Raw genomic sequence first — 15,833 nt, forward strand, 5'->3', positions numbered from 1 at the left:
GGGCTCCTCGCGGCGGGCGGGTGACGGTCAGGCCGTGGGGTCGTAGACGCGCCGCTCCTCGGGGAGGCCGGCGTCGTCGTAGAGGGCCTGGAGCCCCTCGGGGGAGAAGATCTCGTGGTCGGGGACCCCGCCGGCGATCCAGCCGAGCATCGCGGTCGTCCACCGCTCGGTGGATCCGGCGGCCTCCAGGACCGCCTGGAAGAAGGGCGGCAGCTCGTCGAGCTCGGCGACGGTCGTGGTGTAGTCGTAGAGCACCGCGGTGTCCTCGTCACGGCGCTTGCCGTACTCGGCGAGTGCCGCGGAGGGGTCGGTCTCGCCGGACGCGGACCGGGTGACCGCGTCGGCGAGCATCTCGGCCTGCAGGAACGCATCGGTGATGCCCCAGCCGGTCAGCGGGTCCTTGTGGTAGCCCGCGTCGCCCACCAGGGCCCAGCCGGGACCGGCTGCCTGACGGTAGAAGTTGTCGGGGTACCGCATCGGGACGAAGGGCTCCAGCGCCCGGCCGCGGTCACGCATCTGCTCGCCGAGCTCGGGGGCGACGTCGTCCAGCACGGCCTGGAAGTGACGGGGCACGTCCTGACGGAACTCACGCAGCAGGTCCTTGCGCCCGATCACGGCGACGAGCTGGCCACCGTTCGTGGGCCACGTCCCGGCCCACGTTCCGTGGTGCCCGGTCCGGTGGTGCATGCCCCAGTCGTCGAGACCCTCGAAGTAGGAGTAGTAGGTGAACCCCGCGGCCGGACGGACGTTGTAGGTCTCCGCACCGACGCGCTTCGCGATCGTCGAATGGGCCCCGTCCGCCCCGACGACGAGCGCTCCGCGAAACTCCTGTTCGGTACCGGAGCCCGAGCGCCCCCGGACCCCGACGACCCGCCCGTCGTCCCAGATCACGTCGGTCACCGCGAAGCCGTCGACGACCTCCGCACCGGCGCGGCGTGCCGCGTTGACGAGGATCTCGTCGAGCACCACCCGGCGCGGGCAGTAGACCGCGTCGATGCCGTCGACGGGGTCGGCGAAACCGATCATCGTCACGTCGCGGTGCGCGTAGTGCATCGACCGGGACGCGGGTGTGCCGGCCGCGACGACCTCGTCCAGCAGGTCCCATGCCTGGAGCCGGGCTAGCCCGGCCTGGTGGAGGTAGTGGGTCGAGACGGTGTCCGACGGCAGCGCGGCACGGTCGAGGACGAGCACGCGGTGGCCGCGCCGGGCCAACAGCATGGCCAGCGGGGCTCCCCCGCACCGGGCTCCCACGATGATCGCGTCGTACATGCTGGTGCTCCTCCTCGGTCGGGCGCCGGGCGAGGTGCCCGACTGTGTCCCGGTGCCCTTGGTACGCACGCCGCGCCGGGGCGACCGCTCAGAAGTGCGCGTCGGGACGAGCCGCCGGGGGAGTGCTCAGAACTGCGCGGGGGAGTGGTCGGCCGCGTCCTAGCGTCGGTGGCGCGAACCGTGGAACAGAGAGGAGCGGCCCGTGACCGCCGTGGAGAACCGTCCGTCCGACCAGACGGCACCACCTACGCTGCGCGGGCTGGTCGAGGACCTGCACCGCCGCCGCGCCGCCGTCGTGGAGGGGGAGGCCGAGGCCACCGCCCGGCAGCACGCACGGCGCAAGCTGACGGTGCGCGAGCGGCTCGACCTGCTGTTCGACGAGGGGTCGTTCGTCGAGGTGGAGCCGATGCGGCGGCACCGGGCGACCGCGTTCGGGATGGACCGCAGGCGGCCCGAGACCGACGGCGTCGTCGCGGGCTGGGGCACGGTGCCCGGCCGGACGGTCTTCGCCTACGCGCACGACTTCCGGATCTTCGGGGGTTCGCTCGGTGAGGCGCACGCCGAGAAGATCCACAAGGTGATGGACCTGGCGCTGTCCGCCGGCGCCCCGCTCGTGTCGCTGAACGACGGGGCCGGCGCGCGCATCCAGGAGGGGGTGACGGCGCTCGCGGGCTACGGCGGCATCTTCCGGCGGAACGTGGCCGCCTCGGGGGTCATCCCCCAGATCAGCGTGATGCTGGGGCCGTGCGCGGGCGGTGCCGCCTACTCCCCGGCGCTGACCGACTTCGTGTTCATGGTCCGCGACGTGGCCCAGATGTTCGTGACCGGCCCCGACGTGGTGGCCGCGGTGACCGGTGAGCAGATCGGGCACGATGCCCTGGGCGGTGCCGACGTGCACGCGACGACCGGCGTCGCGACCTTCGTGCACGACGACGAGGCGACCTGCCTGCTCGACGTCCGCCACCTGATCGCCCTGCTACCCGCCCACGGCGACGAGTCACCGCCCGCGACGCGGGTGGATGACCCGCCCGAGCGGACCTGCGAACGACTCCTGGACCTGGTTCCCGCAGACCCGTCGAAGCTCTACGACATGCGGGAGGTCGTCGAGGACATCGTCGACGACGGGGAGCACATGGAACTCCACGAGCTCTGGGCACCCAACGTGCTGTGCACCCTCGCGCGGATCGGCGGGCGGGTGGTGGGCATCGTCGCGAACCAGCCGCTCGCCCAGGCCGGGGCGCTGGACATCCCGGCGTCGGAGAAGGCGGCCCGGTTCGTCCGCACCTGCGACGTCTTCAACATCCCGCTGGTCACCCTCGTCGACGTGCCCGGCTTCATGCCCGGCACCCGCCAGGAACACGGGGGGATCATCCGGCACGGCGCGAAGCTCCTCTACGCCTACTGCGCCGCGACGGTGCCCCGGATCCAGGTCATCCTCCGCAAGGCCTACGGCGGCGCCTACATCGTGATGGACTCCCGCTCCATCGGGTGCGACGTGTCCTTCGCGTGGCCGAGCAACGAGGTGGCCGTCATGGGCCCCGACGGGGCGGCCAACGTCATCTTCCGCCGTGAGATCGACCAGGCCGAGGACCCGGAGGGCGTCCGCGCCCGACGCACGGCGCAGTACCGGCAGGAGCTCGTGCACCCCTACTACGCGGCCGAGCGAGGCCTGGTCGACGACGTCATCGACCCCCGCGACACCCGGAGGCTGATCCACCGGACGCTGGACATGCTGAGCGACAAGCACGTCGGCGACGCGGCGCGGCACGGGAACCCGCCCCAGTGAGTGCGCAGGCGGCGCCGGACGTGCGGGTACTGCGCGGCGCACCCACCGACGACGAGCTGGCCGCGTTGATCGCCGTGCTCGCGGCGGCGGCCGGGACGGTCTCGGCGCCCCCGGCGTCGAGGGCCGGGGCGACCGCCCCGCGCAGCCCGGGCGGCGGCCGGCCGGCCGCCGCTCACCCGGAGTGGCCGGTCCAGACCGCGTAGCCGTGCGGGGCGATCTGCAGTACGACGTCCCGGCTGACCCCGGGGCCGGCGGTCCCGGCGTCGACCGTGATCTCGTCGGTGGTGACGGCGACGCCCTGCGCGGCGAAGTACCGGCGGGCGTCGATCACGATGCGGACCGGCAGCCGATGGCGGTCGGGCCCCGTCTCGGTCAGCAGTCCCGTGCCGTCGGTCAGCGCGACGCGGGCGAGCTCCCAGCAGCCGTCCACCTCGTACTCCATCCGGGCCTGGACCTCCGCCGCCGGGCGGCCGTGCAACAGGTCGTACACCCGAAGCGTCAGTGTCATCGGGACGCACCGCCATCGGGCCGGTCCGATACCGCCGTTCGGCGGCTCACGAGGGCGACGCTCGGCTGAACGGACGATGCGTAACTACCGTTTCGTCCGCTGTGTGCCACTCGTTCGTGGACTTCTTCGAACAGCATCTCTACTGTCGGTAATGCTTTCACGGCGTATCGCGGCAGTGGCCATGGGGGGCGTCCGTGCGACTGCGGGTTCTCGGCGTGCTGGACGTCCAGCGCATGACGGGTCAGGCCGTGGACCCGGGAGGGCCTCGGCTGCAGATCGTCCTCGCCTGTCTGCTGCTCGACTGTCCCGCGACGGTCTCGACCGAACGGCTGATCGACGCGGTGTGGCCGGACGCTCCGCCGGCGACGGCCCGGAGCCAGATCCAGATCTGCGTCTCGCACCTCCGGCAGCGGCTGGGGACCGCCGTGGCCCGGATCGTGACCCGACGCGCCGGCTACGCCCTCGAACCCGGCGCGGCGGAGCTGGACCGGCTGGAGTTCGAGCGCGCCGTCGACCGCGCCCGCGAGCTCGTACGGGCCGGCAGATCCAGTGAGGCGGTCACCGTCCTGCGCGGTTCCCTCGCGCTGTGGCGGGGGCCCGTCGTCCTCCCGGAGATCACCAGTCCCGCCGTCCGCGACAGGGCAGTGGCCCTGGAGGAGAGCCGCGCCGTCGTGATCGAGGAGCTGGCCGCGCTGATGCTGGCGAACGGCAGGCACTCGGAGCTGGTACCGCTGCTCAGCCGCGAGATCCTCGACTACCCGCTGCGCGAGCAGATGCGCAGCCAGCTCATGCTGGCGTTGTTCGGAGCCGGCCGGCAGGCCGACGCGCTGCGGGAGTACCGGCGTGCCCGTGACGTGTCGATCGCCGAGCTCGGCATCGAACCCGCCGAGCCGCTGCGCTCGCTGGAGGCCGCGATCCTGCGCGGCGACTCCTCGTTGCTGCAGGGCCCGTCGCCGGCCGCGCCGGCCGCGTCGGCTCCCGCGATGCTCCCGGCGGGCGTCGGTGACTTCACGGGCCGCGAGGCCGCGATCCGTCGCATGCTGGGTGTGATCCGCTCGAGTACCCGGGGCCGCAGCGCCGCCGCGGTGCTCGTTCTGTCCGGGCACGGCGGGGTCGGCAAGTCGGCACTCGCGCTGCACCTGGCGCACCGCACGGCCGACAGGTTCCCCGACGGCTGCTTCTACGCCTCGATCGGCAGCGACCCGGCCGCTACGGACCGGGCGCTCGAGCGCTTCCTGCGGGCTCTGGGGACTCCGCCCCAGCTCATCCCCGAGTCGTCGGACGAACGGCACGCGGCGTTCCACGAACGCATCGCCGGCCGGTCGGTCCTGATCGTCGTCGACGACGCGACCGTGGAGTCGCAGCTGCTCCCTCTGGTCCCCCCCGGGCCCGGGGAGCGCGCTGATCGTCACGAGCAGGCGGCGACTGACCGCCCTCCCGGGCGCCACCCGCTTCGAGGTCGGAGCGTTCGCCCCTGCCGAGTCGATGGCGCTGCTGGAACGCATCCTCGGGTGCGAACGCATCGGGGCCGATCCCGAGGCCGCCCGCACCCTCGCGCGGTTCTGCGGGCACCTGCCGCTCGCGGTGCGGATCGCGGCGGCCCGGCTCGCCGCCCGTCCGCACTGGACGTTGCGCGCCATGTGCTCGCGCCTGGCCGACGACTCGATACAGCTGGACGAACTCCAGCACGGGGACATGGCGGTGCGGGGGAGTCTGCTCCTGACCTACGAGTCGCTGGCCCCCGAGGCCCGCCGACTGCTGCGGCTGCTGGCGCTGCTCGACACTCCCCGCACCGGCGGGTGGGTGTGCGCGGTGCTCCTGAGCTGCGACGGACGTACGGCGGAGAGGCATCTCGACGAGCTCGTGGAGCTGCACCTGCTCGAGATCGTCGAGGTCGGCTCGGACGATCCCCTGTCCGGTCAGTTCCGGCTGCACGAGCTGGTCCGGTTGTTCGCCCGCGAACGCGCGATGGTCGAGGAGACGCCGTCCGGTCGGGTCGAGGCCATCACCCGGGTCGTGCGGGCGTTCCTGCGGCTGGTCGAGCAGACCCATGTCCACGAGTACGGCGGGGATCTGCTGCTGCGGAGCGATGGGCTGCCGGGCGACGGGCCGCGGCCGGAGGCGGACCGCCGCGCCGCCGACCGACTGCCGGTCGAGCCACTCGCCTGGTTGCGGCGTGAACGCGCCGCCCTGGTCGCCGCCGTCTCCCAGGCATCGGCGCTCGGGCTGCACACCGAGTGCTGGTCCCTGGCCGTCACCGCGGTGGTGCTGTTCGAGGCGTACGGCTTCTACGACGAGTGGCGCTCGACCCACCTCACCGCGCTCAGCGCGGTGGTCCGGGCGGGGGACCACCGCGGCGAGGCGGCCGTCCGCTACTCGCTCGGGTCCCTCGAGCTGTTCGAGCAGCGCTACGGACGGGCGCGGGTCGACCTCGACCGGGCCGCCGAGTTGTTCGCCGACCTCGCCGACGAGTACGGCCGGGCTCTCGTGGACCGCAACCTCGCCATCCTCGATCGGCTCACCGGGGACTTCGACCGGTCGTGCCAGCGGTCCCGGGCCGCCCTGGTGGTGCTGCGGTCGCACGGTGACCGGTCCGGGGCGGCACACGTGTTGGCCAACCTGGCCCAGCTCGCGATGGACACCGGCCGGGTCGACGAGGCGCTGGCGGTCATCGAGGATGCCGCACGTGCGGTGGAGGACCTGCCCAATCGCAGGCTCGCCGCGCAGATCACCCACCGGCGCGGGCTCGTCCATCTCCGCCGCGGCGAGGGCGAGACCGCGGAGGCGTTGTTCGACCGGGTGCTCACCTTCGCCCGCGCGGTCGACGACCGGTCGGCCGCGTTGCACGGGATGGTCGGACTCGGTGAGGCGCTGGAGCTGCGGGGAGACCCGGTCGCGGCGCGCCGGTCGTTCGAACAGGCCGCCGTCCTCGCCGAGAGCCTGGGCGAGAAGCGGATGCGGGCCCACGCGCTGCTCGCGATCGGTCGCCTCGACCTGGGCCTCGGCGACCGTGCGGCGGCGGCCGCTGCTGCGGTCCAGGCACTGGACGTGATCGAGGGGGCGGGCCTGACACTGCTCGAGGACCAGTGCCGCGCCGCCCTGGCCGTGGCCCGTGGTGACGCCCCGGGAGGAGCCGCGGGGCGTACGCGACCGCCGGCCTGACCTCGGGGGCGTCCTCATCAGTCCCAGACCGTGTTGCGCGGTCGCCGTGGGGAGGTGGTGGACCTGGTGGGTGTGTGCGTCATGACCGGTCGGCTCCTTCGTGGTGGTGGTGGACCGTTCCCGGCGGTCTGTGACGGTCAGCCGGCGTCGGCGCGGGCATCGAGGTAGAAGCGCAGTGCCGCCGGACGGACCCGCAGCACGCGGCCGGTCCGGAACTCGACGGCCCCCGCCTCCTCGAACCGGCGCAGGAAGTACCCGACTCGCGACCGGGTGGTGCCGACGATGTGCGCCAGCTCCTCCTGCGTGATGCGGTCGTGGATGGTCACCCCGGTCGGCCCCGCGCGGCCCAGTCGGTGGGCCAGGTCGAGCAGGGTCACACCCAGGCGGTGCTCGCTGTCATCGGTGACGAGATGGCTGATCGAGGTCTGCTGTTCGGCGAGCCGGCCCGCCAGGTGCTGGATGAGATGCCGGTGCAGTACCCGGCCGTCGAGAGCCCGGAAGAGCGCCTCGGCGGAGAACCTCAGCATGTCCACCGGGTCCATCGCCACGGCCGTCTCGGTGCGTGCGCCGTCGAGGAGTGCGAGCTCCCCGACGACCTCCCCGGCACCGTAGATGCGGAGCAGGCACATCTTCCCCGACCGGGAGTGCACGATGGTCTTCACCCGTCCGGTGAGGACGAGGTAGATCGACTCGTCGGGGTGCTGTCCGCGGTACACGGTGCTCCCCTCGGCGAACGACGTCCGGGTGTAGGACAGCTGTCCTCTCCGGACGAGATCGCCGAGCAGGTCCGGGAACTCCGTCCGACTCGACGTCCCGATGTTCCCGGGGCGGCGGGCCGGCAACGGTTCCGCCTGACCCACCACCCTGTGCGCGAGCTCCCCCACAGCGCCTCCACGGCGTATCGGACTCCTGCCCGGTTTGGGCGGTGAGTTCGGTACGTCCGACCGTAGGTGTGTGGTCTATCAGGGCCCTATCGAGCTGGATGTCCGATACGGCGGCGGCAGCGGTGATCGGGGCGGGTCGCCCGATCACCGCGCCGAGCCGGTCAGCTCCTGGTGCGCAGACCCAGCACGATCGCCACCGCCATGACGGCGGACAGCGCCGCGCTGACCAGGCCGATCGTCGACAGCGACGAGGTGAACGCCTGGGTGCCCGCCGCGACCAGCTCTCCGGCCTCCGTGCCGGGGAGCTGGCCGGCGGCCTCCACGGTGCCGGCGAAGGTGTCGGCACCTCCCGCCTCTGCTCCGACAGGGGATCCCGCGAGCTGGGTGCGGTAGATGAACGTGCCGAGCGCGCCGAGCACCGCGACGCCCAGTGCCATGCCCAGCTCGGTCGCGGTCTCGGAGACGGCGGCCGCCGAGCCGGCCTTCTCCGGCGGGGAGGAGCCGACGATCAGGTCGGTGCCCAGGGCGATCAGCGGGCCGCCACCGGCGTAGGTCAGGCTGAATCCGACCACCGCCACCCACAGTCCGGTCTCCGGGCCGACCGTTGCGAGCATCAGGTGTCCGACGATGGAGATCAGGAGACCGCCGGCGACGATGTGGGCCGGCGCGAAGCGTCCGGCCAGGGCCGGAGCGGCCATCGAGGTCACGATCAGCCCGAGCGCCGCGGGCAGCAGCCAGAGGCCGGCCGCCATGGGGGACTGTCCCTGTGCCAGCTGCAGGTACTGGGTCACGTAGAGGTAGGTGCCGCCGGCGACGAACATCGCCAGCAGCATGGCCACGGCGGCGGTGCTGAAGGCCCGGCTCCGGAACAGGGTGAGGTCGATCAGCGGGGTCGTCAGGCGCCGCTGCCGGCGGGCGAAGACGACGCCGAGTGCCAGACCGGCGACGATCGCCACTGCGGCGATGCCGGCGTTGCCGCCCACCGCGAGCTCCTTGAGGCCGTAGACGACGGGCATGATCGCGCCGAGGGACAGGGCGACGCTCGCCAGATCGATCGGGTCGGCCTGTTCGGCGCGGTACTCCGGCAGCAGGAGCGGTCCGGCGACGAGCAGCAGCGCCATGACCGGCACCGCGATCAGGAAGACCGAGCCCCACCAGAAGACCTGCAGCAGCGCGCCGCCGATCACCGGACCGAGCGCGATCCCGACCGAGAACATGGTGACCCACAGCCCGATCGCCATGCCGCGCTGGCGTGGGTCGCCGAACATTGCGCTGATCAGCGACAGGGTCGAGGGCATCAGGGTCGCGCCGGCGATCCCCAGAGCGGCCCGGCTGACCAGGAGAGCCTCCGGGCTGGTCGCCAGCGCGGCCACGATCGATGCGTCGCCGAAGGCGGCCGCGCCGATCAGGAGCAGCTTCCGCCGCCCGATGCGGTCGCCGAGGCTGCCCATCGTGACCAGCAGGCCCGCGATCATGAAGCCGTAGATGTCGATGATCCACAGCATCTGCTGTGCGGTGGCGCCGAGATCCAGGGTGATCGCGGGACCGGCCAGGTGCAGGACGCTGACGTCCATCGAGACGAGGAGGGTGGGAAGTGCCAGTACCGCGAGGCCGAGCCATTCGCGGGTACCGGCGCGCTGCTCGCGAGGCGCGACGGTGGTCATGACGGGACTCCTTGGTCGAAGTTGGCGTACCATCGGTACGTACAAGGGGACCGTAGCACGTTCACATACCGTCGGTACATGAAATCGGGGAGGGTCGATGACCGGAGTGCGGGTCCGGCAACGGGAGCAGACGCGCCAGGCGCTGATCCAGGAGGCGCGGACGTTGTTCGCCCAGCGTGGCTACGGCGCGGTCGGGCTGGCCGAGATCGTGGCCGCCGCCGGTGTCACCAAGGGGGCCCTCTACCACAGCTTCGACGGCAAGATCGGCCTGTTCCGCGAGGTCCTCGCGCAGGTCCAGTCGGAGGTCGCCGAGCGGGTGGCCACGTCGGTGTCCGACGACGCGGACTCCTGGGTCTCCTTCGTCGAGGGGTGCCGGGCGTTCCTGTCGGTGTCGAACGACCCCGAGCTGTCCCGGATCATGCTGATCGACGGGCCCGCGGTCCTGGGATGGGCGGAGTGGCGGCGGCTGGACGAACAGACCTCCGCGCGGCATCTGGCGGAGTCGCTGCAGCAACTCGTCGATGACGGGGTGATCGCGGCGCAGCCGGTCGAGCCGCTGACCAGGCTGTTGTCCGGTGCGATGAACGAGGCTGCCCTGTGGCTGGCCGAGGCGCGGGGGACGGTGGACAGCGAGGCAGTCTGGGCAGCGTTCCACGGCCTGCTCTGCTCGCTCCGCTGACGGCGGCCCGCCGACCGGCGGCCCTGGGTCGTCCGCTCAGGGGAGCCGGGTGAGCCCGGCGAGGATGAGGTCGATCCCGGCGAGGAACTCGGCCCGGTCGTCGTGATCGCGCATCCGTCCCGCGACCGTGCGGGTGAACGCGTACTGCTCGCCGTCGAGCTCCTCCCACCGTACGGCCAGCCGGTCGAGGAACTCCTGGCGCCCGAGAGCGGCCTCGGGGGAGCGGGCGTTCCTTGCCTGCTGACTACCGGCGCCGATGATGTGCACCAGCAGTGCGGACGTCGCGGTGAACTGGGCGTCGGACGGCACTTCCAGTGCCTGGACCTGGCGACCGATCAGCTCGAACACGACTAGGGCCGTCGCGTCCCACGGCGGCCTCGCCAGCTGGGCGCCGACCCAGGGGTGCGCCTCGATCGCATCGAACACGCCGAGGGCCACCGCGCGGATCGCGGCTTGCGGCGAGCCGGCCGGGTCAGCGCGTCCGAGCGCGCGGGACACGACCATCTCGGTCGCGGCGACGAGCAGCTCGTCCTTGGTCGCCACGTGCCACTGGATCGCGCCGTGTCCGGTCTCCAGCTTCGCGGCGAGTGCCCGGAAGGTCAGACCGTCCTCGCCCACGGTGTCGAGCAGCTGGGCGGCCGCCTCGACGACGCGCTGCCGGGTCAGCGTTTTCCGCTCCGCGCGGCGCGACGTCCTGGGCACGACTCATATTGACACGGATGGTACGTCGTACCAATCTGGTACGACGTGCCATCCGCACACCGTCGGGAGAGCTGTCATGGCCGGATCGGTCACCATCGTCGGAGCGGGTCTCGGAGGGCTCGTCCTCGCTCGCGTCCTTCACGTCCGCGGTGTCGGTGCCACGGTCTACGAGGCGGAGAGCTCGCCGCAGGCCCGCACACAGGGCGGTCAGCTCGACCTGCACCAGTACAACGGGCAACCCGCCCTGGCGGCCGCCGGTCTGACCGCACAGTTCGAGGGGATCATCCACCGTGGCGGCGAGGCCACCCGCGTTCTGACGGCCGACGGCACCGTCCTGCTCGACGAGCCCGACGAGGGCATCGGAGGCCGTCCGGAGGTCCTGCGTGGCGACCTCCGCCGGATCCTGCTCGAGTCGCTTCCCGAGGGCACTGTCCGATGGGGGCACCGGCTCGCCGGGGTCGCTCCCGCGGGCGACGGGCGGCACACGCTGCGCTTCGACAACGGCGCCACCGTGACCACCGACGTGCTCGTCGGCGCCGACGGCGCCTGGTCGAGGATCCGGCCGCTGCTCAGTGACGCGACCCCGGAGTACGCCGGTATCTCGTTCGTCGAGACTTCGCTGCACGATGCCGACGTACGGCACCCGGACGCGGCCGCGGCGGTCGGGGACGGGGCGCTGTTCGCGCTCGCGCCGGGCCGCGGGGTGCTGGCCCACCGCGAGCCCGGAGGTGTCCTGCACGCCTACATTGCCCTGGTCGAACCGCGGGGCTGGTTCCGTGAGATCGAGGGCGCGGACGCCGCCATGACGACGGCACGCGTCGCCGCCGAGTTCGGAGGCTGGTCTCCCGCGCTCACTGCTCTGATCACCGATGGCGACACCGTTCCCGTGCTGCGCCCCATCCATGTCCTGCCCATCGGGCACCGCTGGGACCGCGTGCCCGGGGTGACCCTGCTCGGGGATGCCGCGCACGTTATGTCGCCGTTCGCCGGGGAAGGCGTCAACCTCGCCATGTTCGACGGCGCCGAACTCGGCCGAGTCATCGCCGAGCACCCCGACGACATCGAGGCCGCGTTCGCCTCCTACGAGACGGCCCTGTTCGCGCGGAGCGCGCAGTTCGCGGCCGAGTCCCACCGCAACCTCGGACTGCTCTTCGACGAGCACACTCCCGCCGGCTTGCTCGCCCTCATGTCGGGCGACGAGCTGGACCACCACTGAGTCGGTCGGTTGCACCGTCACCGACGACGCGACCACCAGGTGGTCCGACGACTCCGGGAGACACCATCGACGAGAGGGTCCGTGCCCTCCTGCTGGCGCCCCATTCCGCTCACGTGCCCACCGCCCGCGCTGACGGCAGCGCCCCGGTTACCCCGACCCGGGTCGACTGGCAGGACGGTGATGTCCTACTGAACAGCACACCCCGACAGGCCTGGGTCCGGAACCTGGTGCGTGACGCGCGGGTCACGCTCGGGGTCTCGGCGAGCGACAACCCCCACGAATGCGTGACCGACCGTCCGCGGGCATGTCGTCGATGTCACCGCCGACGGTGCCGAAGTGCATTTCGCACGGCTCTTTCAGTACCAGCGTGACCGCGCGATGCCGTCGAGCCCCGACGTCGGTGAGCCCGACCCGCAGGACCCCGACCGCAGGAGGCTCGTCAGAATCGCCGTCGAGTCGACCCGCCAACAGTGGCAGCCCGGCCCCGGCGCGGCCGAGGAGTACGACGCCTGCCTCGCCTCGATCGCGAGCCCATCAGGTGAGACCTCGGCCGAGGCGCGCGGCGACGGCCCGACGACCGTTCGCGAGATCCTGGTCGCGGGTGTGACGACGGAGGCCGCACCTCCGGCATGCTCTCGGCGCAGCCGGGTAGTCCGCTCGCCATGACCCACGATCGTCGCCGCCCCGGGTCCGGCTCCGCGCTCGATCCCTCCGGTGCGGGTGTGCGCCCCCCCGGCGCGGCCGGGCGGGATCCGGTGGATCACGTGATCGCGCGTCGAGCCGTCGTCCGCCGACCGCGTGGAGGAACGGGGCCGCGTGCGATGTGCGGATTCCGGTTCCTGGCAGATGTTCAGCGCGATCGTCTGTTTCCTCCGACGTCGGCCCCGCCAGGAATAGGGCCGTTGTCGGAATCGGTTCCTATAAATCGAGATGGCGGTGTGAGAACGCCGTTCGATCGGTTCCGCGAGGGCCGGGGTGCCGCGCGGACATCGCCGGAACAGGGGTGCGAGAAGGAGGGGTTTCGTGATGGGAGTTGAACGGATCAGAGTGGACTCCCCACATCCGGACGTGTACCGGATCCGGGTGTGGGGCTTCCTGGACACCACAGCGGGTGCGCGGATCCTGCGCCAGGTCGACGCCCGCCTCGCCCTGCTCGACGACGCCCGTGTGCGGGCCGGGCACATCCTGGCCGACCTGGCCGGGGTCGCGGCTGCGACCTCGCCGGGGCTGTCCGCTCTGCGCCACGCCACCTACGCGACCGCGCGCCGCGGGGTGGGTTTCCACCTCGTCGGTGCGGGGCACCTCGCGGCACGGGCCGGGGTGCGGGCCCACGCCGTGCTGGAGCGGATCGGGCAGTTCCCCGATCTGCCGGCTGCACTGGACGCGCTGGTCACGGCCCCGGACCATCGCGACGGGGGCCGGTCACCGCGCCCGAGCCGGGGCGTCGCGTCACCGAGCCCCCGGTCCCGAGGGTGAGCACCGCAGGAAAAGGAGGAAGGTGGAGAACGATGCAGGCAGTCGTGGGCGACCACATCGTCGTCGAGTCCGCCACGCTGGGGCGAACCGCCCGACTCGGTGAGGTGCTCGGCGTGCTGGGACGGAACGGGGAGCCGCCGTACCGGGTCCGGTGGGCCGATGGGGCGGAGTCGCTCTACAGCCCCGGCGCCGACGCCCGGGTGCGGCTCGTCGCGCCCGAGCCCCACCCGGAGGAAACCGTGATCGGGGAGGGCGACGTCGAGTGGGTGGAACCGGTTCGCGACGACGGTTCTCCGGTGTCGGATCCGCGTCCTTGACAACCGCCGTGGAGTGTCTTATTAGTGGAGATGTCCGAGAGATCGGACACCGCACGACAACCGACCGAGTGTGAGCGACGGTTCCTCCGAGCAGGCCGGGAATGGCAGGCCGAAGTGAGCCCGGGCGACAGATATGGTGACGTCGTCCGTGCCGTGCCCCGTTTCCCGGTGTGCGTGGAACAGGTCGGAAAGGGAGGTGAGAACCTGGTGATGCGGGCCAATCCGTTCCGTGCGCTGGACCGGTTCCTCGACCCGGACGCCAGACCGTTCGTCCCGGCGGCCCCGGGTTGGCCGACGCACGTCGCGATCGGGTCGACGATCGCGGACGACAGCTCCTGGCCCGGTCCTCGCTGACGCGGCGGTCCGCCGAGGCCGCGGCCCCCGAGCAGCCACCGAACGGCCACGGAGTCGCCACGGAACGGCCACGACGACAGGTTCGGAAGGGGGTGGCAGCCACCTCGAGACTTCTGATCATCGACCGACCATCACTCGAACCGCACGGTGGAGTCGCCCACGGGTCGGGCACCGTCCCCGGTGCTCCGACCGGGGCGACTCCGCTCCTCGACCCTCGTGAGGTGATGACGATGCTGGACGCCCCGTGTGCAGCGCCCTCGGGTGTTCCGGCCCGAGCCGACACGGCCCCCGTCGTCGAGATGCCGCTCGACGGCCGTACCTCACCCGACTGCGGGGTCACCGCCCACGTCGAGACCGGGCCCGACACCGACGCCGCGTTCTTCGCCATCGTCGCCGCGTCCGGTCCGTGGCCCGAAGCCCGGCCTCGGACCGCCCGCCGTCGCACGATCCGGCGTCCTCGCACCGACACCGCCACCGCCACCGAGGACACGCCCGACCGCGCCGGACCGGGACGCGCCGGACCGGGAACGCGACCAACGCGGCACGACGCCGGGCGCCGAAGAGTGCGCCCCGACCAACGCTCGCCTCCGACCGCATGAGCAGGGGCCCCGGGCCGTCACGGCCCGGGGCCCCTGATCGTGCGCGTCGGTCCTCATCGGACCGTCGTGACTGTGCGGTACCGCACCGATACCGCGACCGATCTTCCGCGGACGAGTACCTCCTGCGTAACTTACGAGGTATGCCTAAGTTAAGTCGCCGAGGACTCCTCGGTGCCGCCGTGTGCGGCGCGCTGCTGTTCGGAACCGTCGCCTGCGGCAGTGAGTCCTCCGGTGCCCCCGACACCGCCCAGGGCTCGGTCACGGTCACCCACGCACTGGGCACCACGACCGTGCCGCCCGGTGTCTCACGGATCGTGGCGCTCGGGCCCACCGGGTTCGACGTCGCACTGGCGCTGCAGGCGCCCGTCGTCGGAGCGTCCTCCAGCGGCAGCGAGTCCGGTCTCTCCCCGTGGACGTCGCAGGCCCCGGGTGCCAAGGACGTCGAGGTGCTCCCCGTGACCGGCGAGGCCACCGAGGTGAACATCGAGCAGGTCGCCGCCCTGAAGCCGGACCTGATCTTCGCCCCTGGCTACTTCGCGCTGCAGAAGTCCTACCAGCAGCTCAGTGCGATCGCGCCGACGATCGGCTACCAGAAGGGCCCGGCCCAGGACACCTGGCAGGAGATGACGACGCAGCTCGCGACTGCGCTCGGCCGGCCGGCCGACGCCGAGCGGGTCATCGGCCAGGTGCAGACGAAGCTCGACGAGACGCGGGCCGCGCACCCGGCGCTGCAGGGTGCCACCTACACCTTCGGCTTCGTGCAGCCCGGTGCGGTGACCGCCCTGCGCGACCCGGACGACGCGATGAACTCGGTGCCCGCGGCGCTGGGGCTCTCGCTGTCGCCGCAGATCCTCGCCCTGCCGAAGGGGGAGTCGTTCGGGGTGCAGCTCTCCTCCGAGCAGATCGCCTCGCTCGACGCGGACGCCCTCGTCCTGTTCGACGGCGGTGACGCGGAGGCACTCAGGACCCTCCAGCAGAACCCGCTGTACGAGCGGCTGCCGGTGGTGCAGCGCGGCGCGGTCGTGACCTACGACTACGACGAGTTCATCGGGCTGCGCAACCCGTCCCCGCTGTCGATCCCGTGGATCGTCGACCGGATCGCCCCGCGTCTGTCGGACGCCGTGTCCAAGTAGTCCCTCGTCCTCCACTGCGGCCGGCTCCGGCATCCCCGGTGCCGGCCGCAGTCGTGTGCGGAGGGTTGATCCCCGGGGCCGGGG

14 protein-coding genes and 1 pseudogene are annotated in these 15,833 nt (G+C 72.2%); 10 read left to right on the forward strand and 5 right to left on the reverse strand.

Annotated features, from left to right (window positions below; genetic code table 11):
- Positions 1-27 precede the first annotated feature (27 nt).
- Positions 28-1,269, reverse strand: coding sequence for an NAD(P)/FAD-dependent oxidoreductase (locus Ae331Ps2_RS22505; protein ID WP_075306656.1), 1,242 nt, complete (start codon positions 1,267-1,269; stop codon positions 28-30).
- A 202-nt stretch (positions 1,270-1,471) separates the two neighbouring features.
- Here Ae331Ps2_RS22505 and Ae331Ps2_RS22510 point away from each other — a divergent pair, with 202 nt between their 5' ends.
- Positions 1,472-3,055, forward strand: a complete 1,584-nt coding sequence (locus Ae331Ps2_RS22510; RefSeq protein ID WP_170918284.1) for an acyl-CoA carboxylase subunit beta — start codon at positions 1,472-1,474, stop codon at positions 3,053-3,055.
- The gene (locus Ae331Ps2_RS22515) at positions 3,052-3,258 is read left to right on the forward strand and encodes an acyl-CoA carboxylase epsilon subunit (protein ID WP_075306655.1); all 207 of its coding nucleotides are present in this window, start codon (positions 3,052-3,054) and stop codon (positions 3,256-3,258) included. The genes Ae331Ps2_RS22510 and Ae331Ps2_RS22515 overlap by 4 nt, the downstream gene beginning before the upstream one ends.
- Here Ae331Ps2_RS22515 and Ae331Ps2_RS22520 read toward each other — a convergent pair.
- Positions 3,228-3,563, reverse strand: a complete 336-nt coding sequence (locus Ae331Ps2_RS22520; protein ID WP_139318733.1) for a hydroxyisourate hydrolase — start codon at positions 3,561-3,563, stop codon at positions 3,228-3,230. The genes Ae331Ps2_RS22515 and Ae331Ps2_RS22520 overlap by 31 nt on opposite strands.
- Positions 3,564-3,796: 233 nt before the next feature.
- Here Ae331Ps2_RS22520 and Ae331Ps2_RS34365 point away from each other — a divergent pair.
- Together Ae331Ps2_RS34365 and Ae331Ps2_RS33510 are read left to right on the forward strand one after the other, a co-directional pair.
- A pseudogene (locus Ae331Ps2_RS34365) lies at positions 3,797-4,423 on the forward strand (BTAD domain-containing putative transcriptional regulator); the annotation flags it as partial.
- Positions 4,424-5,048: 625 nt separating this feature from the next.
- The gene (locus Ae331Ps2_RS33510) at positions 5,049-6,725 is read left to right on the forward strand and encodes a tetratricopeptide repeat protein (protein WP_075306653.1); all 1,677 of its coding nucleotides are present in this window, start codon (positions 5,049-5,051) and stop codon (positions 6,723-6,725) included.
- 137 nt (positions 6,726-6,862) lie between these two features.
- Here the strand turns inward: Ae331Ps2_RS33510 and Ae331Ps2_RS22545 are convergent, their stop codons facing one another.
- Entirely contained in the window at positions 6,863-7,567 is a 705-nt protein-coding gene (locus tag Ae331Ps2_RS22545) for a Crp/Fnr family transcriptional regulator (RefSeq protein WP_139318730.1), read from the reverse strand.
- Positions 7,568-7,770: 203 nt separating this feature from the next.
- Complete coding sequence (locus tag Ae331Ps2_RS22550; protein ID WP_075306651.1) at positions 7,771-9,273, reverse strand: MFS transporter; 1,503 nt, start codon at positions 9,271-9,273, stop codon at positions 7,771-7,773.
- A gap of 97 nt (positions 9,274-9,370) precedes the next feature.
- Here Ae331Ps2_RS22550 and Ae331Ps2_RS22555 point away from each other — a divergent pair, with 97 nt between their 5' ends.
- Complete coding sequence (locus Ae331Ps2_RS22555; RefSeq protein ID WP_075306650.1) at positions 9,371-9,952, forward strand: TetR/AcrR family transcriptional regulator; 582 nt, start codon at positions 9,371-9,373, stop codon at positions 9,950-9,952.
- A gap of 36 nt (positions 9,953-9,988) precedes the next feature.
- Here the strand turns inward: Ae331Ps2_RS22555 and Ae331Ps2_RS22560 are convergent, their stop codons facing one another.
- A complete protein-coding gene (locus Ae331Ps2_RS22560) occupies positions 9,989-10,654 on the reverse strand; it encodes a TetR/AcrR family transcriptional regulator (protein ID WP_075306649.1) in 666 nt (221 codons plus the stop codon).
- Positions 10,655-10,730: 76 nt separating this feature from the next.
- On the opposite strand from Ae331Ps2_RS22560, the gene Ae331Ps2_RS22565 reads away from it, so the two are divergent.
- The 5 genes from Ae331Ps2_RS22565 (at position 10,731) to Ae331Ps2_RS22595 (ending at position 15,749) form a co-directional block, all read left to right on the forward strand.
- Positions 10,731-11,870 (forward strand): NAD(P)/FAD-dependent oxidoreductase, encoded by a 1,140-nt coding sequence (locus Ae331Ps2_RS22565; RefSeq protein WP_075306648.1) that lies wholly within the window; start codon positions 10,731-10,733, stop codon positions 11,868-11,870.
- Between the two features lie 336 nt (positions 11,871-12,206).
- Positions 12,207-12,536, forward strand: coding sequence for a hypothetical protein (locus Ae331Ps2_RS22570; protein ID WP_075306647.1), 330 nt, complete (start codon positions 12,207-12,209; stop codon positions 12,534-12,536).
- Positions 12,537-12,917: 381 nt separating this feature from the next.
- Positions 12,918-13,346, forward strand: coding sequence for a hypothetical protein (locus Ae331Ps2_RS22575; RefSeq protein ID WP_139318728.1), 429 nt, complete (start codon positions 12,918-12,920; stop codon positions 13,344-13,346).
- Positions 13,347-13,378: 32 nt separating this feature from the next.
- Positions 13,379-13,663 (forward strand): DUF1918 domain-containing protein, encoded by a 285-nt coding sequence (locus Ae331Ps2_RS34370; RefSeq protein WP_075306645.1) that lies wholly within the window; start codon positions 13,379-13,381, stop codon positions 13,661-13,663.
- A gap of 1,093 nt (positions 13,664-14,756) precedes the next feature.
- Positions 14,757-15,749 (forward strand): iron-siderophore ABC transporter substrate-binding protein, encoded by a 993-nt coding sequence (locus Ae331Ps2_RS22595; protein WP_170918283.1) that lies wholly within the window; start codon positions 14,757-14,759, stop codon positions 15,747-15,749.
- Positions 15,750-15,833 lie beyond the last annotated feature (84 nt).

The organism is Pseudonocardia sp. Ae331_Ps2, assembly GCF_001932405.1.
In the GTDB taxonomy this organism is placed as follows: Bacteria; Actinomycetota; Actinomycetes; order Mycobacteriales; family Pseudonocardiaceae; genus Pseudonocardia.